This window comes from Pseudomonadales bacterium (assembly GCA_024234165.1).
Lineage (GTDB): Bacteria > Pseudomonadota > Gammaproteobacteria > Pseudomonadales > UBA5518 > UBA5518.
This window is the reverse complement of the sequence record JACKOP010000005.1, coordinates 248828-266761: the sequence shown is the minus strand read 5'-3', so window position 1 is coordinate 266761 and position 17934 is coordinate 248828. Positions and strand designations below refer to the sequence as shown.

General features: G+C 63.2%; 14 protein-coding genes and 2 pseudogenes. 7 read left to right on the top strand and 9 right to left on the bottom strand.

What is annotated here, in order from left to right:
- Positions 1–2: 2 nt before the first annotated feature.
- The 6 genes and pseudogenes from H7A12_16230 to H7A12_16205 form a co-directional block, all read right to left on the bottom strand.
- Entirely contained in the window at positions 3–230 is a 228-nt protein-coding gene (locus tag H7A12_16230; protein MCP5322329.1) for a type II toxin-antitoxin system RelE/ParE family toxin, read from the bottom strand.
- Positions 231–484: 254 nt separating this feature from the next.
- Positions 485–1107, bottom strand: a pseudogene (locus tag H7A12_16225) (ATPase).
- Between the two features lie 292 nt (positions 1108–1399).
- A complete protein-coding gene (locus H7A12_16220; protein MCP5322328.1) occupies positions 1400–2449 on the bottom strand; it encodes a transposase in 1050 nt (349 codons plus the stop codon).
- An 18-nt stretch (positions 2450–2467) separates the two neighbouring features.
- Complete coding sequence (locus H7A12_16215) at positions 2468–3373, bottom strand: site-specific integrase (GenBank protein ID MCP5322327.1); 906 nt, start codon at positions 3371–3373, stop codon at positions 2468–2470.
- 112 nt (positions 3374–3485) lie between these two features.
- Positions 3486–3812, bottom strand: a pseudogene (locus H7A12_16210) (general secretion pathway protein GspA).
- A complete protein-coding gene (locus tag H7A12_16205; protein MCP5322326.1) occupies positions 3809–4390 on the bottom strand; it encodes a hypothetical protein in 582 nt (193 codons plus the stop codon). The pseudogene H7A12_16210 and the gene H7A12_16205 overlap by 4 nt, the downstream one beginning before the upstream one ends.
- Positions 4391–4484: 94 nt before the next feature.
- Between H7A12_16205 and H7A12_16200 the strand changes: the two genes are divergently transcribed.
- The 3 genes from H7A12_16200 to H7A12_16190 are packed head-to-tail and all read left to right on the top strand — an operon-like array spanning position 4485 to position 6850.
- On the top strand, positions 4485–4829 hold the full coding sequence (locus H7A12_16200) for an IS66 family insertion sequence element accessory protein TnpB (protein ID MCP5322325.1): 345 nt from the start codon (positions 4485–4487) through the stop codon (positions 4827–4829).
- Complete coding sequence (gene tnpB, locus H7A12_16195; GenBank protein ID MCP5322324.1) at positions 4823–5182, top strand: IS66 family insertion sequence element accessory protein TnpB; 360 nt, start codon at positions 4823–4825, stop codon at positions 5180–5182. The genes H7A12_16200 and tnpB overlap by 7 nt, the downstream gene beginning before the upstream one ends.
- 54 nt (positions 5183–5236) lie before the next feature.
- Complete coding sequence (locus tag H7A12_16190) at positions 5237–6850, top strand: IS66 family transposase (GenBank protein ID MCP5322323.1); 1614 nt, start codon at positions 5237–5239, stop codon at positions 6848–6850.
- Positions 6851–7173: 323 nt separating this feature from the next.
- On the opposite strand, the gene dcm is transcribed toward H7A12_16190, so the two are convergent.
- The 3 genes from dcm to H7A12_16175 all read right to left on the bottom strand — a co-directional run bounded on the left by dcm (position 7174) and on the right by H7A12_16175 (position 9664).
- Complete coding sequence (gene dcm / locus H7A12_16185; protein MCP5322322.1) at positions 7174–8340, bottom strand: DNA (cytosine-5-)-methyltransferase; 1167 nt, start codon at positions 8338–8340, stop codon at positions 7174–7176.
- 5 nt (positions 8341–8345) lie between these two features.
- A complete protein-coding gene (locus tag H7A12_16180; protein MCP5322321.1) occupies positions 8346–8984 on the bottom strand; it encodes an Eco29kI family restriction endonuclease in 639 nt (212 codons plus the stop codon).
- 497 nt (positions 8985–9481) lie between these two features.
- Positions 9482–9664, bottom strand: a complete 183-nt coding sequence (locus H7A12_16175; GenBank protein ID MCP5322320.1) for a hypothetical protein — start codon at positions 9662–9664, stop codon at positions 9482–9484.
- 196 nt (positions 9665–9860) lie between these two features.
- Between H7A12_16175 and H7A12_16170 the strand changes: the two genes are divergently transcribed.
- The 4 genes from H7A12_16170 to narH are packed head-to-tail and all read left to right on the top strand — an operon-like array spanning position 9861 to position 17923.
- Positions 9861–11153 (top strand): NarK/NasA family nitrate transporter, encoded by a 1293-nt coding sequence (locus H7A12_16170; GenBank protein MCP5322319.1) that lies wholly within the window; start codon positions 9861–9863, stop codon positions 11151–11153.
- Positions 11150–12562 carry a NarK family nitrate/nitrite MFS transporter gene (locus H7A12_16165; GenBank protein MCP5322318.1) on the top strand — a complete coding sequence of 471 codons (1413 nt, stop codon included), beginning with the start codon at positions 11150–11152 and terminating at the stop codon, positions 12560–12562. Before H7A12_16170 ends, H7A12_16165 begins: the two co-directional genes overlap by 4 nt.
- A gap of 40 nt (positions 12563–12602) precedes the next feature.
- Positions 12603–16403, top strand: coding sequence for a nitrate reductase subunit alpha (locus H7A12_16160; GenBank protein MCP5322317.1), 3801 nt, complete (start codon positions 12603–12605; stop codon positions 16401–16403).
- Positions 16400–17923: a nitrate reductase subunit beta gene (gene narH / locus H7A12_16155; GenBank protein ID MCP5322316.1), complete on the top strand. Its 1524-nt coding sequence runs from the start codon at positions 16400–16402 to the stop codon at positions 17921–17923. Before H7A12_16160 ends, narH begins: the two co-directional genes overlap by 4 nt.
- Positions 17924–17934: the final 11 nt, after the last annotated feature.

Sequence of the window (17934 nt, the reverse complement as noted above, 5' to 3'; positions counted from 1 at the left end):
CCTCAGTGGTAATCCACGATCTCGACGTCTTCGACACCTGAGTCGGCCCAACGAAAACAGACGCGCCATTGATCGTTGATACGAATGCTGTACTGGCCAGATCTTCTGCCCCTCAGCGCTTCGAGCCGATTACCCGGAGGAACCCGCAAGTCGTCCGTAACCTGAGCATGACCACGGTAATCGATGGCGAGCTGATCACGCTTTCTGATGGTCTGCAGCCGTGATGTGATATTGCGAGGTGTCCGGCATTGGCGCTGCCGGTGTCGACCGCGTTTTGGGTGCGACGCAACCGCAGCGCCCGGCGGCTGCGAGGCGCTGTGGCGACGGTCTGACGATGGCTCAGAAGACCGGGTCGGACGGCTCGTCGGGGATTGTGAGGGCAGTTCGAGCTGGGTGCGCTCGGCGCGCTGGGCGGCGTACTCAGCGGCGGTGTGGCGATGGTGGCGACGGATCTGCACGAAGTAGCGCGACTCGAAGGCGCGGATCACCTCGTAGAGGAAGTCGAGGATGTGTGCCGCGCCCTCGTCGCTGAGCTGCTCGGGAATTCGATGGGGTGGTGCCGGGACGATTTCATGGTTGCCGGCTCAAGCGCTGGTGAGCCGGGTGCGGCGCGTGCCGGCGGATTGCCCCGGGGCGTGAACACCGCGAGGTACAGCTTCTCGTCGAGCTGGACGAGCTCGCGCTGCGCGGCGGCGGCGAGCAGTTCCGCGGCCATGGTGGTGAGCGCACGGTAGTTACCCATGGCGTGGTCGCAGACGGTGTGCATCAGCTCGGGTGTCATCAGAGCGGGGCGCCGGCGCTTGCGAGCAGGTGCTTCAGGCAGGCCAGCAGTTCCTCGCGGCTGGCGTACTCCAGCGAGAGGCGTGCGCGGATGCGCGAACCGAGCAGCAGGAGTTCGTCGCGGCGCAGCAACTCGTTCAGACGCTGGTCGCCGGCGAGCACGACGCTCAGCAGGCTGCGCGAGTCGAAGTGCGCCGAGGCGAGCAGGCGCAACTCCGAGAGCACGAGCGGGGCGACCTGTTGCGCCTCGTCGATCAGCAGCACGGGGCGAAGCCGCGTGCTCTCCAGATGGGCGATCCAGCGGGTACGCAGCGCCTTGAAGCCCATCGAATAGGGATAGGTCGCGCGCAGCCGCGACCTGATCCCGGGTTGAACAAGCCCGTGCCCCGGAGTGGCGAACGCTTTTTATAGGGGAAAGCTTTTCAGACGCGTGAGGGCGTCGTTGCCCGATCAGGCGGAATGATTTTCACCAGGCGAACGCGGCCCGCACCCGCGAGCGCAGCACGTCTTGCCTGGCTGGATCCATCGGTGGCGCGAGGTCCTCCTCGGGAGTGGATTGCCGGCGAGCACGCCACGCTCTCCGGGCCAGCGGATCATGTGGCGATCCGCGAACGTTGCCTCAGCCGTCGGGTCTGCGGCGTTTGGTGACGGCGACGACGATCATCGGGGTATGGCAGCGCATGCAACACAGCGGTGGGCGTGGTCGCAACGTTGCCGCCTGGACCAGCACATGCAAGACGAGTTGCACGAGAACGAGGCGTCGCCTGGCTCGGCAGTGCAGGAATCCGTACTCGCGCACACGACGGAATCCGGTCGGCAGGACGTGGGCGAGCACGCGCCACAGGAACTCGGCGATGGGCAGGGTGCGCTGTGCGGGCTGGCGGGTCTTGGCGTCACGGTAGCGGAAGGTGACGGTGCCGGCGAGGCGGTCGTAGTCGAGGAGGTCGCGCTCGCGGATGACACCCCGATAGAGGTAGCGCGAGAGGTACTGCAATGCCGGCTCGCCACGACCGACACGGCGACAGTCGACCACCCATTTCGGCGGCAGGCCGACAGGGATCGGCACGCCGGCGAGCTGCAGGGCCTGCAGCATACGGGCGCGGAACACCCGGGCCAGGGCAAAGGCGTTGAAGAGGTAACGCCCGGAGAGTTTTCGCCACTGCCGGCGCCGCGCATCGATTGCGCCTCCGGGCACGATGACGTGCACGTGCGGGTGCAGATCGAGACGACGGTTGTGGGTGTGCAGTACCGCGCATTGGCCGAGTTCCGCCTTGAGCTTTCGCGTCGCGAAACCGTTGAGGGTCTGCGAGGCGGCGCGAAACAAGGCGGCATAGACGGTTTCGGGGTACGCCTGCGCGGCGGCACGCAAGGGTGCCGGCAAGGTAAAGGTCACCATGAAGTAGTCCACGGGCAGGAGCTTACGGCGTTGCCGATCGAGCCACTGCGAGGTGCAGTGGTTCTGGCAGGCCGGGCAGCTGCGATGACCACAGGAGCGGGGCGTGTGGTGTCGTGCACTGCAGTCGGGACAGCGCCAGTGCAGTTCACCGAGCTCACCGCTTCGGCAGCCCCGGATGGCGGCCATCGCCTGGTGTTGTCGGGGGTGCAGGCGCGCTCCGTAGCGCGCCATCAGGGCGGCGTGTCCGGCGTCGAACACCTCGGCCAGACGCAGGGGGGGCGAGGGCTTGGGTCATGACCGAGCCTCCCGCAGACGCTGGTGCAACTCGCCCATCAAGCCGTCGATCAGCACGCGGCGATCATCACGGCACTTGTCCGTCATGTGCACATAGCGCGCCGTGGTTTTCGGGCAGGCATGACCGAGCAGTTCCTGCACACCGCGCAGATTCAGGCCGACTTCGATGAGGTGGGTGGCGTAGGCATGGCGAAGACTGTGGATCGACACCCGCTTGCGGATGCCGCAGTCGGCCACGACACGGGCAAACGCCTTCTGGGTGCTGCCGCGATCCATGAAGGTGGCAGCCGGAATACCCTGCGGTCCAGCACGCCCTGGAAACAACAGCTCATGGTGGCGATGATCACGCCAGTAGCGGCGCAGGCACTGCAGGGTCAGTGCCGGCAGCACCACGAAGCGGTCCTTGTGCCCCTTGCCGCTGCGGATATGGACCTGGGCACGGGCGCTGTCGATATCACCGATCCGCAACCGCAGCGCTTCGCCCAGACGCAGGCCCAGGCTGTAGGTCGTCAGCCAGAACGTCCGGTAGCGCCGCTCGCGACTCGCCCGGATGATCTGTGCGACCTCGTCGACGCTGAGCACATCGGGCAGCGCGTGCACCACCGGCGGCTTGAGCATGCCCACCCACGGCCACTCCCGCTCCAGGACGTGTTCGTAGAAGAACTGCAGTCCGCAGCGTTCGATCTTCACCAGGCTCCACGATCGCTCGTCGATCAGCGAGGCGAAGTAGGACTTGAAGTCTTCCGCGTCCAGTCGATCCGGACAGCGATCGAAGTGTGCGGCTACCCGGCGCAGCACTCGTGCGTAACCATCGATCGTCTTCGCTGCCTTGCCTTGAAGCTTCAGTGCTCTAAGATGCTTCGCGTACAGTGCGTCAAAACGGGTTTGCTCCGATGAATCCATGTCGCTTCTCCTTTGGTGATGCACACCCGGGCCTGGGGGTGCCGGAGAAGTTTCCCGGTTTTGGCGTCTCGTTCTTCTCGTCTTGTTCCTGCCGCGAAGCGGCTTCGTTCAACCAGCGGTTGTGCGGGCGCAGCTCCACGGCGAACAGATCACCGAGCTCGCGGTAGAAGTCGGCGAGGTTGGCGCTCGGGTGCGTGAGTGCGGCAACGGTCAGATCCGGCACGGGGGCGAGGCGCTCGGCGATCAGACGCAGCGCCACGCTCTTGCCCGTACCGACATCGCCGCTGATCAGCGCGAAGCCGCCTTCGCGCACGAGCGCGTGCTCGATACGCCAGGCGAAGTTCTCCACCGCCGGCGTGAGGCGCAGCGCCTCGGTGGGCAGTTCGGGCGAGAAGGGATTCCACTTCAGACCATAAAGGGCGAGCAGTTGCTTGTTCATCGCAGCGGATCCTCGGCAAGGGGTGCGTCGTTGGACAGGGGCACGTAGGCCGGGGGCAGCCCGGTGGCGGCATACTCGACCATGAGCGCGCGCAACAGCGGCGCCATGGGGCTGTGCGCCGGCGGGTCGGGCAGCACGGGTACCGGAGGCGTGCGCACTGCGTGCAGGCGCCTCGCGGCGCTGGCGTGAGCCGTCTTGTCCAGCGGGTAGGGCGCACAGATCGGCGTCCCGCTCAGCGGATCGATCAGCTCGACCGTGCGCAGGTCCCAGCGCGCGTAGCGCACCGTGAGCCGTGCGAGGTGGCGGTAGCGCGAGGGCACCTCGAAGCGTGTGCCTTCGAGCGAGAACGTGCCGTCGGAGCGCCGCTGGGTGCGCACGGCTTCGGTGCGAAACGCCTGGCGCAGCCGCTCGCTCCCGGGGCACTCGCGTCCGACATCGGTGCCGTCGCCGTAGCGTGCCAGCGGAGAACAGCCGAGTTCGCTGTGAGAACGGCGGTTGTACTCCATCTCGACCCAGGCCTGCGTGGCCTCGTTCAGCCGCTCGAGCGTGAGCTCTGCGCAGCCCTCGAGCATCGCCATCAGGCGGTAACCGTCCAAACCACGCCGTTCTGTTATGCCGTCTGAACCTTCGCGATGCTCTGCTTCAACGAAGTGGTGTTGGAGGAGTATCGCCATGGGTTCGGCATCGACGGGTTCAGGTTCTGTGCGCAAGTATGCGCGTCACAGCGCGGCACGGTGGCGCGCGTTGATCAGCGAGTTCGAGGCAAGCGGTGTTTCGCAGCAGGCGTTCTGCACCCGCCACGGCCTGGCGAAGAGCACCTTCGAGCTGTGGCGGCGCAAGCTGCGCGGAGCACGGGTTGTTGACGCTGTTGGTGTTCGGCCTGAAGCGCTGTTTGTCGAATTGACCGCACCGATAGTCGACAAGACCGAGGCGTCACCGGCCGCACCCGCATGGGAAGTAGAGCTTGATTTGGGCGCAGGCGTTGTGCTGCGGCTGCGCCGGGACGCGCCATGCTGAGCGTCAGCAGCGCATCGCGCATCTGGCTGTGTCTGGAGCCCACCGACATGCGCTGCTCGTTCGATGGGTTGTCGGCGCGGGTGAAGCAACACCTGGGAGAAGACCCGCTGGGCAGTAGCAGCCAATGGTTCGCGTTTCTCAACCGCCGCGCCACGCAGATCAAGGTGCTCGGCTTCGAGACGGGCGGCTACTGGATCTGGTCGAAGCGACTCGAGCGCGGACACTTTGCCCGCCTGATGACACGCGATGGACGCGTGAAACGTGCGCTGTGCGCCACCGAGTTTCTGGCGCTGCTCGAAGGCGTCGACGTCGAGATAAAAAGGCAGCGAAAACGCTACCGAACAGCGGCATGAGCAGGGGCATTCCGGTACAATGGCGGCACGGTTTTCCTGCAGTATTTTCCGCCCTTGAACACCGCTTCGCGCATCGCCGAACTCGAACAAACCAATGCGCAACTTACGGTGCAGATGGTCGCGATGACGCAGAAGTTTGGCACGGAACTCGGCACGCTGAAGCAGCAGTACGGCGCCGAGATTGCAACGCTGAAGCAGCAGCTCGACTGGTTCAAGCGCCAGCTCTTCGGGCAGAAGAGCGAAAAGCAACTGGTCATCGATCCCGCCGTACAGGGCAACCTGCTCGATGCGCTCGGTGTGCTTGAACCTCCGCAGAAATCCCCACCGCCTCCCGAGCAGTCGATCACCTACACGCGCCAGCGCAAGGTGCGCGATGCGGCGGTGAACGACTCAGGATTGCGCTTTGGCCCGGATGTCACCCGCGACGTGGTCACCATCGTCGATCCAGCGATTGCTGCCGTACCCGAGGATCGGCGCGAGCTGGTCTCCGAGCGCGTCAGCTACCGCCGCGGCGCAACGCCCGGGCAGCTACGGGATCATCGAGTACCACTACCAGACCGGAAGCTGGTCGAAGAGCAGCGCATCGTCAGCACCCCGGCACCGGCAAGCGTGCTCGAGCGCTGCGTGGCCGATGTGAGCCTGCTGGCCGGAATGCTCGTCGACAAGTTCTGCTACCACCTGCCGCTGTATCGCCAGCACCAGCGGATCGCCCAGTGCGGCATCCAGCTGAGCCGTACCAGCCTCAGCAACTGGAGCGGACGGGCCATCGATCTGCTGCGCCCCATCGCAGCGGCCCAGCACGCCCACATCCTCCTCGGATCGGATCGGTGGTGGCGATGGACGAGACCCCGATCAAGGCGGACGCGAGAAGCAGGGCAAGATGCGCCAGCCTACCTCTGGCCGATCTACGGCGAGGACGACGAGATCGTCTTCCACTACGCGCCGACCCGGGCGCACCACCATGTCGAGAAAATCCTGGGGCCGGACTTCCGGGGAACGCTGCTCTCGGACGGCTACGCCGCCTACAGCGCCTATGCGGCACGCAAAGGTGGCGTTACCCACGCGAGTTGTTGGGCGCATTGCCGCCGAGGCTTCGAGCAGGCACAGGATGCCGAACCGCAGGCGGCGGCCGAGGCGCTGGCGATGATTGCCGCGCTGTACCGGCACGAGCAGATCATCCGGGAACAGAACCTGGACCGGGAACACAAGCTCGCTTACCGAACACAGCACAGCGAGCCGATCGTCGACCGCTTCTGGCACTGGTGTGACGACCAGTGCCACCGCATGGATCTGTTGCCGAGTAACCCGCTCGCCAAGGCGATCCAGTACGCGAAGGCGCGGGTGACGAGCCTGCGGGTGTTCTTGTCGGATCCGGATGTGCCGATCGACACCAACCACCTGGAGCGCAGCCTGCGGGCGGTTCCAATGGGACGGCGCAATTGGCTCTTCTGTTGGACCGAGGTCGGTGCCGAGCGGGTAGCGGTTATCCAGAGCCTGCTGGTGAGTTGCCGCCTACAGGGCGTGGATCCTTACACCTACCTGGTCGATGTGCTGCAGCGCATCAGCGTGCATCCGGCGAGTCGGGCGGTCGAGCTCACGCCGCGAGAATGGAAGGCACGCTTCGCCCACGATCCCATGAAATCCATACTCGCCTGCGGAAAGATATAACGGCGTCGTTTGACCGCTTACACATGATCCGCTGGCCCGGAGAGCGTGGTGTGCTCGCCGGCAATCCACTCCCGAGGAGGACCTCGCGCCACTGATGGATCCAGACAGGCAAGACACGCTGCGCTCGCGGGTGCGGGCCGCGTTCGTCTGGTGAAAATCATCCGCCTGATCGGGCAACGATGCCCTCACACGTCCGAAAAGCTTTCCCCTATAAAAAAGCGTTCGCCACTCCAGGGCACGGGCTTGTTCAACCCGGGATCAGGTCGCGGCTGCGCGCGACCTATCCCTATTCGTTATGCGCGAACACTCAAACTAATTGCCAATTACTTGGCAGACGCCTTAGCAGCGGAATATTTTTTCGAGAGCAGCGACCAAAGATGGGTGCCAAAGACTTCACCTAGAGCAACCGGGACGGCGTTGCCAATTTGACGCATTGCCTCGCCCCACGCACCTTTGATAATGAAATCATCCGGGAAGGTTTGGATGCGTTTTGCTTCAAAGACGGTGAAGTAGCGAATGCTTTCATCCGCGTAGCGGATCATGTTCTCCCCGCCCGGCACGCCATGGCCTCCGGCCTTAATGGTCTTTGAAGGCCAGTCATAATCACTGCCAGTGTGGCCAGCGTAACTACGCGCCCCATCCTTAAAGATGTGGTCTGCAATGCCATGCTTGCTCCGTGGATCAGGAACGTCATGGAGCGCGTCTCGCACAGTTTTCCAAGGTAGAAGTTCGGGCTCAAAGAGCCCATAACGCTCGTTGATGCGCGCGATCCGCTCTTGCATGGACGGTTCGATGCTGGGGCGCTTTGCAAGCGCCACTCGGTGCCGCCGCCAGTACTCTCCCGACACATGCATTTCCCAAAGCAGCCGATCTTCCGAGTGTGTTGCAGCCGGGAAGGACCATGTTTTCTTAAGGTCTGAACGAATTCCAACGATAACCACACGCTCGCGGGTTTGAGGAACGCCATAGTCCGCAGCGTTTATGAGTTTATATTGAACGTCATACTTAACGCCGGCGTACGCGAACTTGTTCGCCGCTCTAAGTTGCGCCAGATGATCTTGCCACGCCATCTTTGGCTTCGCTGAGAAGCCCGGATAAGTAAGGCGAAGAATAATGTATTCAAAATACTCAGCGAAACTTGGCCTAAGCAGGCCCTTTACGTTCTCAAAAACAAAGGCCTTAGGCGTAAGGAACTCAATTGCTCTAATGGCATAAGGAAACATGTCTCGATCATCTTGATCTGCTTTGTGCTTGCCACCAAGAGAGAACGGCTGACACGGCGGGCCACCTGCAACAACATCAACAGACCCCACGCTACCCAAATCAAAATCTCTTATGTCTCCAAAGAAAACTCTCTCTGGCGTGAAGTTCTCTGAGAGTGATGCACATGCATGCTTGTTGAACTCTACAAAAGCAGAGTGCTCGAAGCCCGCTTGCTCAAGGCCCTTTGCGAGGCCGCCGGCCCCCGAGAACACTTCCAAAGAACGCATTGCAATCACCCGAGACTTTTAAGATGACGCTCAATATTGCTGAGAATCGTGCGCTTGTCTGTAGGACGGCCATTACATTTTTCTGCCCAAGATCGACCAGGATGGATGACATCCCAATCTGACTTGGCCTGCTCATAGCGCCCACTACCGGGATCATGATTGCCAAACCCATCAACAGCGGTATTCCAAAGCGGCCGGTTTAACTTAATTAGCGCAGCCTCAATGGTTCCGATCATATCGGAGCCTTCTTTTTCGAAGATTACGAAACGGCTGGAGAAATCCTTAAGCTCTAAGCCGGCACCCTGCGTAATACTCCTCGAATGCTCGCGCAACCGCGTATACAGTTCCTTCGACTGCACCCCCTCGCCATCTGAGATTCGCGATTGCCGCCAGCCTTTTGGCACAGCCTTGCCAACATAAATTGGATGGCTGTAAGCCAGCCGATTTAGGTCTGCGTACTTTTTGTATTGCGGATTCTTGCCCGTGTAATACAACGCATATACCCCCGTTCCAAAAAATTCTTCTGGGGGAGGCAGCGTATGAACCGGGGTCCCGTTGAAGAAACGAACTGCGTCCTTTACCAATTCGGCGAACGCATCGTTTCGGTACACATGCTTAGAACGGTCAAACTTCGGGGATTTCATGGAGATTGGGTGCCGACTAGGAAGAATGGCGTAGATTTTCACATGAATCAGGCTGCGCGGCCACAAGAGCGCATAACGTTTGAGCTCAGGCCGCGGCCCGACAGGGCCGTCGTGCCTGCAGCGATGGGTTAGTTTCGACTTTCCAAACTTCACGCACAGCGCGCTATCCAGCCTTACTCTGCCGCGCGCGGCCACACGCTTGCAAGCCCCGTTGCGATATCTCCAAACGCACACAAGCCTGGCTCAGACTCCGTCGCGCGCGGAACAACTGACGTCAGCGGCTGACAACGGCAAATGCCCCAAAACTGGTGCATATCACCGTTGGCCGATAGCCGCTCGGTTTGAACCACGACTCGGCGAAATCACGGCGAGCGCTTTCTGGTGCAACAACGCCTGCGCGCTGAACAGCATCAACTTTGTCTTCTGCACGAAAAGCGGAGCGAAACTAACAGTGAGTGGACGGGAATCGTCCGTGTTGTAACACGGCACTCATCCATCTAGCACGCAGCGACTTCGAGCGCCATCCAAACACTGATAAAAAATCTCCAGAATCCAAAGTCATGAAAAACAACATCCTGCTCGTCTTTCCTTTCGATCAGGTTCGCAAGTTCGCCGTGTTTTTTCGCGGCAACTTGCCGTATAGCACGCATGCTGCCGGATGACCAGAACATGGCGTCCATTTCCTCTCGCTCCCGTGGGAGCTGCTTGCTCCAACAGTCAGCTTGCGCCGTCGAGTCACGATGACGCGCCGCCGATGGGCATAGTTCCTTCGGACGATGCCGCATCCTCCTTCTGCCTTGCCTGACCCATCCCTGCCGGCGGATGCCGCGGCGTGACGCGGCCACCTACAGTCGGCACATCGATTGGGGGGCGCAGATGAACAGGAATGCACAGGCGCTTTCGGTGCTGATCGTGAGCACGCTCGCTTTCACGGTGTGCTTCATGGTCTGGATGATGTTCGGCGTGATCGGTATCCCGATCCGCGACGCTCTGGGATTGAATGCGACCGAGTTCGGGCTGCTGGCGGCAACTCCGGTGCTGACCGGTTCGCTGGTGCGCGTGCCGCTCGGCATGTGGACCGATCGCTTCGGCGGGCGCATCGTGCTGTTCATCCTGATGATGCTGTGCGTGGTGCCGATCTGGCTGATCGGTTACGCCACCGAATTGTGGCAGTTCCTCGTGCTCGGTCTGTTCGTCGGTCTGGCCGGCGGCTCGTTCTCGGTCGGCACACCCTACGTCGCACGCTGGTTTGCGCGCGAACGCCAGGGCTTCGCGATGGGAATCTACGGCGCCGGCAATTCCGGCGCCGCGGTGAACAAGTTCGTTGCTCCTGCGATCGTGGTTGCCTTCGGCTGGACCCTGGTGCCGCAGACCTACGCGGTGGTGATGCTGGTGACCGCCGTCCTGTTCTGGATGTTTTCGTACTCCGATCCCGCACACCGGGTCGACTCCGGTGTGACCTGGCGCGAGCAGTTGACGGTGTTGCGTGATCCGAAGGTGTGGAAGCTCTGCCAGTTCTACTCGATCGTCTTTGGTGGCTACGTCGCGCTCAGCCTGTGGATGGTGCAGTACTACGTCGGTGAGTTTGGCCTGGATATCCGTGCCGCGGCGCTGCTCGCAGCCTGCTTCTCGCTGCCGGGCGGGGTGTTGCGCGCAATCGGCGGCTGGCTATCCGACCGTTATGGCGCACACCAGGTCACCTGGTGGGTGCTGTGGGTGAGCTGGATCTGCCTGTTCATCCTCAGCTATCCGCAAACCGACTTCACGATCACCACCGTCGACGGGCCGCGCAGCTTCCATCTCGGGCTCGGCATCTGGCCATTCTCGATCCTGATGTTCGTGCTCGGCATTGCGTGGGCCTTCGGCAAGGCGTCGGTGTTCAAGTACATCTCCGACGACTATCCGCACAACATCGGCGTGATCTCGGGGGTGGTCGGCCTTGCCGGCGGGCTCGGCGGCTTCATCCTGCCGATCATCTTCGGCGCATTGCTCGACTTCACCGGGGTGCGTTCCAGCGCCTTCATGTTCCTTTACGGCGTCGTCTGGATGTCGCTGATCTGGATGTACTTCACCGAGGTACGCAAGACCGAGGTCATGGGCAGACACGCATCGAGCTTCAGTCTGCGTGGCGCAGGCCTGGCCTCATCACCCAACGGGAGCAGGCAATGATCGACAGCAACCCGTCCAGACATGTGCTGCGCGTCTGGACACCCGAAGATCGGGCGTTCTGGGAGACCCAGGGGCGAGCGATAGCAAATCGCAATCTCTGGATCTCGATCCCGGCGCTGTTTCTCGCGTTTGCGGTGTGGATGGTGTGGAGCGCCGTGGTGACGAAGCTGCCTGCGGCCGGCTTCGCGTACACCACCGACCAGTTGTTCTGGCTGACGGCGCTGCCGGCGCTGTCGGGCGCCACATTGCGGATCTTCTATTCCTTCATCGTGTCGATGGTCGGCGGACGGCGCTGGACCGTGATTTCCACGCTGTTGCTGCTGCTGCCATGCATCGGCATCGGCGTGGCGGTGCAGGATCCGCAGACTCCCTACTGGGTGATGCTGCTGCTGGCCGCGGCGTGCGGACTCGGCGGAGGCAACTTCTCCTCGTCGATGGCAAACATCAGCTTTTTCTTCCCGAAGGAGCGCAAGGGTTCGGCGCTCGGCCTGAATGCAGGCCTTGGCAACCTCGGCGTATCGTCGGTGCAGTTCATGGTGCCGCTGGTGATCGGCGCTGGTGTGTTCGGCTGGTTCGGCGGCGATCCGAAAATCATCGAACTGCCAGACGGCGAGACGGTGCACATCTGGCTGCAGAACGCCGGCTTCCTGTGGGTCGCGCCGATCCTGATCGTTGCGCTGCTCGCTTTCCTGATGATGCACGACATTGCCGATGCGCGAGCCTCGTTCGTCGATCAGGCCGTGATCTTCCGCAATCGCCACACCTGGATCATGTGCTGGCTCTATATCGGTACCTTCGGGTCGTTCATCGGCTTTTCGGCGGGTTTTCCGCTGCTGATCAAGAGCCAGTTTCCCGGAGTGGATCCCCTCGAGTTCGCGTGGATGGGACCATTTGCCGGTGCGGTCGCGCGCCCTGTCGGTGGCTGGTTGTCGGATCGGATCGGCGGGGCCCGTGTGACCTTCTGGAACTTCGCGGTGATGATCGTGGGGGTGTGGCTTGCGCTGCATTTCCTGCCCACGCCGGGAGTCGAGGGCGCGACCGGCAACCTCACCGGCTTCTTCCTGGCGTTCATGCTGCTGTTCATCGCGACCGGCGTGGGCAACGGGTCGACGTTCAGGATGATCCCGGTGATCTTCATGGACGAGTGCACCGAGGCGGCGCGTGGGCGTGGCAGCGAGGCGCAGGAGAGCGCGGTCAGGGATGGCAACCGCCAGGCCGCCGCGGTGCTCGGCTTCAGTGGTGCGATCGGTGCCTACGGCGGATTCTTCATCCCGAAGAGCTACGGCAGTTCGATTGCGCTGACCGGCAGTCCGCATGCCGCGCTGTGGACCTTCATCGGCTTTTACCTGGTGTGCGTGGTGTTGACCTGGTTGTTCTATTCGCGGCGTGGCGCAGCACGCCCGTGCTGAGCGACCTGTTGCAGTGGCGTGATTTCGTGGAGACAAGGACATGAGCCATTTTCTCGATCGCCTGAAGTATTTTTCCCGTCGTCGCGAGAGCTTTGCAGACGGGCACGGGACTACCACCGGCGAGGACCGTACCTGGGAGGATGCGTACCGCAACCGTTGGGCGCACGACAAGGTGGTGCGCTCCACGCACGGCGTGAACTGCACCGGGTCCTGCTCGTGGAAGATCCACGTCAAGGGCGGGCTGGTGACGTGGGAGACGCAGCAGACCGACTATCCGCGCACGCGCCCCGAGATGCCGAACCACGAGCCGCGCGGCTGTGCGCGCGGTGCGAGCTATTCGTGGTACCTCTACAGCGCCAACCGGGTGAAGTATCCGATGGTGCGCGCACGGCTGCTGCGTCACTGGCGCGAGGCGCGCCGCACGCTGGATCCGGTGGCCGCGTGGGCGGCGATCGCCACCGATGAGGCGAAGCGACGCGACTACCAGAGCCGGCGTGGCATGGGCGGCTTCGTGCGCGCGAGCTGGGACGAGGTCAACGAGCTCGTTGCGGCTGCCAACGTGTACACGATCCGCCGCCACGGACCGGATCGCGTCGTCGGCTTTTCACCGATCCCGGCGATGTCGATGGTCAGCTATGCCGCCGGCAGCCGTTACCTGAGCCTGATCGGTGGCGTCTGCATGAGCTTCTACGACTGGTACTGCGACCTGCCGCCGTCGAGCCCGCAGATCTGGGGTGAGCAGACCGACGTTCCCGAATCGGCCGACTGGTACAACAGCGGCTACATCATCGCGTGGGGATCCAACGTGCCGCAGACGCGTACCCCGGATGCGCACTTCTTCACCGAGGTGCGCTACCGCGGTACCAAGACGGTTGCGATCACGCCCGATTATTCCGAGGTCGCGAAGCTTGCCGATTCGTGGCTGCACCCGCGCCAGGGAACCGATGCAGCCGTTGCGATGGCGATGGGGCACGTGATTCTCAGTGAGTTCTACTTCGAGCGCCGCAGCGCGTATTTCGACGACTACGCACGCCGCTTCACCGACCTGCCGATGCTGGTGGTGCTGAAGCAGCGCACGGGTCCGGACGGCAAGCCGCTGCTGGTGCCCGATCGCTATCTGCGCGCGTCGGACCTGGTCGGACAGCTCGGCCAGAGCAACAACCCCGAGTGGAAGACGCTGGCCTGCGACGCCGACGGCAAGGTCGTCGTACCGAACGGTGCCATCGGCTTCCGCTGGGGCCCGGACGGACGTCCGGATGCCGGGCAGTGGAACCTGGAGGCGAAGGAAGCGGGGGGTGGCAACGAGGTGCGCCTGCGCCTGTCGGTGACCGAAGGCGGTCAGGCAGCGGAGTTGCAGCGCATCGGCTTCCCGTACTTCGGCGGCATCCAGACACCGCATTTCGACAATAACCCGGGTGACGAGATCGTCGTGCGCGAGGTGCCGGTGCAGCGCATCGCGCTCGATCCCGCCGCTGCTGCCCCGGAGCTCGTGGTTGCCACGGTGTTCGACCTGCTGGCCGCGAACTACGGTGTTGCGCGTGGCGACGGTGGCGAGGCCGCGCGGCCCGACTACGACGCGGACGCACCCTATACGCCCGCATGGCAGGAGAAGATAACCGGCGTGCCTCGCGCGCAGGTGATTGCGATTGCACGCGAGTTTGCGGACAACGCCGAGCGTACCAAGGGGCGTTCGATGGTGATCATCGGTGCCGGCATGAACCACTGGTACCACTCCGACATGAACTACCGCAGCGTCATCAACATGCTGATGCTCTGCGGTTGCATCGGCAAATCGGGTGGCGGCTGGTCACATTACGTCGGGCAGGAAAAGCTCAGGCCGCAGACCGGCTGGACCGCACTGGCGTTCGCACTCGACTGGATCCGCCCGCCGCGGCAGATGAACTCGACCAGCTTTTTCTACGCGCATACCGACCAGTGGCGCTACGAGAAGCTCGCGGTCGACGAGGTGCTGTCGCCGCTCGCTGACCGCAGCGCCTTCGGCGGCAGCATGATCGACTACAACGTGCGCGCCGAGCGCATGGGCTGGCTGCCATCGGCGCCGCAGTTGCAGCGGAATCCGCTCGAGCTCGTGCGCGATGCGCAGGCTGCCGGCAAGGATGCAGTGCAGTACGTCACCGATGCACTCGCCGACGGTACGCTGCGCATGAGCTGCGAGGATCCGGATCATCCGGACAACTGGCCGCGCAACATGTTCGTGTGGCGCTCGAACCTGCTCGGCTCGAGCGGCAAGGGTCACGAGTACTTCCTGAAGCATCTGCTCGGTACATCGCACGGCGTGCAGGGGCGCGACCTCGGCGCCGACGACGCACGGCCGGCCGAGGTGGTTTGGCACGAGCAGGCACCCGAAGGCAAGCTCGACCTGCTGGTAACGCTCGACTTCCGTATGAGCACCACCTGTCTGTACTCCGATATCGTGCTGCCAACCGCCACCTGGTACGAGAAGAACGACCTCAATACCAGCGACATGCACCCGTTCATCCACCCGCTGTCGACCGCGGTCGACCCGGCGTGGGAGGCACGCAGTGACTGGGAAATCTACAAGGGCTTCGCGCGTGCGTTCAGCGAGGTGTGCCAGGGGCACCTCGGTCTGGAGCGCGAGGTGGTGCTGACGCCGCTGATGCATGATTCACCGGGCGAACTCGGGCAGGCGCTCGAGGTGCGAGACTGGAAACGCGGTGAAGTGCCGCTCGTTCCCGGGCGCACGGCGCCGCAGATCGGCGTCGTCGAGCGCGACTATCCGAACGTATACAGGCAGTTCACGGCGCTCGGACCGCTGATGCAGCGCATCGGCAACGGCGGCAAGGGAATCGCGTGGAATACCCGCGACGAAGTCGATGCCCTCGCAGCGCTGAACGGTACGGTTCGCGAAGAAGGTGCAACGCAGGGCATGCCGCGCATCCTGACCGACATCGACGCCGCCGAGACGGTGCTGATGCTGGCACCCGAAACCAATGGCCACGTCGCCGTGAAGGCATGGGCCGCACTCGGTCGCCAGACCGGGCGTGACCATACGCACCTCGCGCTGCCGCGCGAGGACGAGAAGATCCGTTTTCGCGATATCCAGGCGCAGCCCCGCAAGATCATCAGCTCGCCGACCTGGAGCGGGCTGGAGTCGGAGCACGTGTCCTACAACGCCGGCTACACCAACGTGCACGAGCTGATTCCGTGGCGCACGCTGAGCGGTCGCCAGCAGTTCTACCAGGACCACCCGTGGATGCTCGCATTCGGCGAGGGGCTGGCGAGCTATCGCCCGCCGGTGGATCTGAAGGCCACTGCCGGTATCCATGGCGTGCGCTCGAACGGCAACCCGGAAGTGGTGCTGAACTTCATCACGCCGCACCAGAAGTGGGGTATCCACTCGACGTACACGGACAACCTGCTGATGCTGACGCTGAGCCGCGGTGGCCCGTGTGTGTGGATGTCCGAAGACGACGCACGCCGTGCCGGAATCGTCGACAACGACTGGATCGAGCTGTTCAACCTGAACGGGGCCATCGCTGCGCGCGCGGTAGTCAGCCAGCGCGTCAAGCCCGGCATGGTCATGATGTACCACGCGCAGGAGAAGATCATCAACACGCCCGGCTCGGAAATCACCGGAGCGCGTGGCGGCATCCACAACTCGGTCACGCGCGTGGTGCTGAAGCCGACGCACATGATCGGCGGTTACGCACAGCTCAGCTACGGCTTCAACTACTACGGCACGATCGGCACCAACCGCGACGAGTTTGTCGTCGTGCGCCGCATGGCAAAGGTGGACTGGCTGGATACGCCGGCCGGTACCAGTGTGAACGTGCCCCCTGCACAGGAGATGACCCGATGAAAGTACGCGCGCAGATCGGCATGGTGCTGAACCTCGACAAGTGCATCGGCTGTCATACCTGCTCGGTGACGTGCAAGAACGTCTGGACCAGTCGTCCCGGCGTGGAGTACGCGTGGTTCAACAACGTCGAGAGCAAGCCGGGGATCGGCTACCCCAAGCACTGGGAGGACCAGCAACAGTGGCAGGGTGGCTGGGTGCTTCGTGAGGACGGCAGTCTGGAGTTGCGCCAGGGCGGCAAACTGAAGCTGCTGTCGCGCATCTTCTCGAACCCGAACATGCCGGAGATCGACGACTACTACGAACCGTTCACCTTCGATTACGAACACCTGCACTCGGCACCCGAAATGAGTGCAGCACCAACGGCACGCCCGCGCAGCCTGATCACCGGCCAGCGCATGGAGAAGATCGAATGGGGGCCGAACTGGGAGGAAATCCTCGGTGGTGAGTTCGCCAGCCGCTCCGCAGACACGAACTTCGAGCAGGTACAGAAGCAGATGTACGGCGAGTTCGAAAACACCTTCATGATGTATCTGCCGCGGCTTTGCGAGCACTGCCTGAACCCGGCGTGCGTCGCGAGCTGTCCCTCGGGTTCGATCTACAAGCGCGAGGAAGACGGCGTGGTCCTGATCGACCAGGACAAGTGCCGTGGTTGGCGCATGTGTGTGTCCGGCTGTCCGTACAAGAAGATCTATTACAACTGGAAGTCCGGCAAGGCCGAGAAGTGCACCTTCTGCTACCCGCGCATCGAAGCGGGTATGCCCACCGTGTGTTCGGAGACCTGTGTTGGCCGCATCCGTTATCTCGGCGTGTTGCTCTACGACGCCGATCGCATCGCCGAGGCAGCGGCCGTTGCCGACGAAAAGGATCTCTACCCGGCGCAGCTCGGCGTCTTCCTCGATCCCTCGGACCCGCAGGTGATCGCCGCGGCGCGCCGCGACGGCGTGCCCGAAGCGTGGCTGGAAGCGGCGCGCTCGAGTCCGGTCTACCGCATGGCGGTCGATTGGAAGATTGCGCTGCCGCTGCATCCCGAATACCGCACGCTGCCGATGGTCTGGTACGTGCCGCCGCTGTCGCCGATCACTGCGGCGGCTGCTGCCGGGCAGCTCGCCACCAAGGGCGTGATTCCCGACGTCAACGAGCTGCGCATCCCGGTGCAGTACCTCGCGAACCTGCTGACCGCAGGCGATCCGGCACCGGTGATTTCTGCGCTGGAACGCATGCTCGCGATGCGCGCGTGGCAACGCTCGCGTCACGTGGATGGCGCGCCCGATGCGACGGTGCTGGCGCAGGTCGGACTCGACGAGGCAGAGGCCGAGAGCATGTACCGACTGCTCGCAATCGCGAACTACGAGGACCGCTTCGTGATTCCTTCGACGCATCGCGAGTACGCCGAGAACGCGTTCGAGCTGCGTGGCGGCTGTGGCTTCAGCTTCGGCAACGGCTGCTCGGACGGCAGCAGCGAAGCCAGCCTGTTCGGAAGCGGTCGCCGCCGCACGATTCCCGTGAAGCTGGTCGAGTGAGGAGTGTGCCC

Bases quoted from the DNA above. Each gene is read 5' to 3' on its own strand.
- narH (MCP5322316.1), top strand. From the start codon at position 16,400: ATGAAAGTACGCGCGCAGATCGGCATGGTGCTGAACCTCGACAAGTGC.
- H7A12_16215 (MCP5322327.1), bottom strand. From the start codon at position 3,373: ATGGATTCATCGGAGCAAACCCGTTTTGACGCACTGTACGCGAAGCAT.
- tnpB (MCP5322324.1), top strand. From the start codon at position 4,823: ATGCTGAGCGTCAGCAGCGCATCGCGCATCTGGCTGTGTCTGGAGCCC.
- H7A12_16200 (MCP5322325.1), top strand. From the start codon at position 4,485: ATGGGTTCGGCATCGACGGGTTCAGGTTCTGTGCGCAAGTATGCGCGT.
- dcm (MCP5322322.1), bottom strand. From the start codon at position 8,340: ATGCGTTCTTTGGAAGTGTTCTCGGGGGCCGGCGGCCTCGCAAAGGGC.
- H7A12_16170 (MCP5322319.1), top strand. From the start codon at position 9,861: ATGAACAGGAATGCACAGGCGCTTTCGGTGCTGATCGTGAGCACGCTC.
- H7A12_16205 (MCP5322326.1), bottom strand. From the start codon at position 4,390: ATGGCGATGCTCGAGGGCTGCGCAGAGCTCACGCTCGAGCGGCTGAAC.
- H7A12_16180 (MCP5322321.1), bottom strand. From the start codon at position 8,984: ATGAAATCCCCGAAGTTTGACCGTTCTAAGCATGTGTACCGAAACGAT.
- H7A12_16175 (MCP5322320.1), bottom strand. From the start codon at position 9,664: ATGGACGCCATGTTCTGGTCATCCGGCAGCATGCGTGCTATACGGCAA.
- H7A12_16160 (MCP5322317.1), top strand. From the start codon at position 12,603: ATGAGCCATTTTCTCGATCGCCTGAAGTATTTTTCCCGTCGTCGCGAG.
- H7A12_16165 (MCP5322318.1), top strand. From the start codon at position 11,150: ATGATCGACAGCAACCCGTCCAGACATGTGCTGCGCGTCTGGACACCC.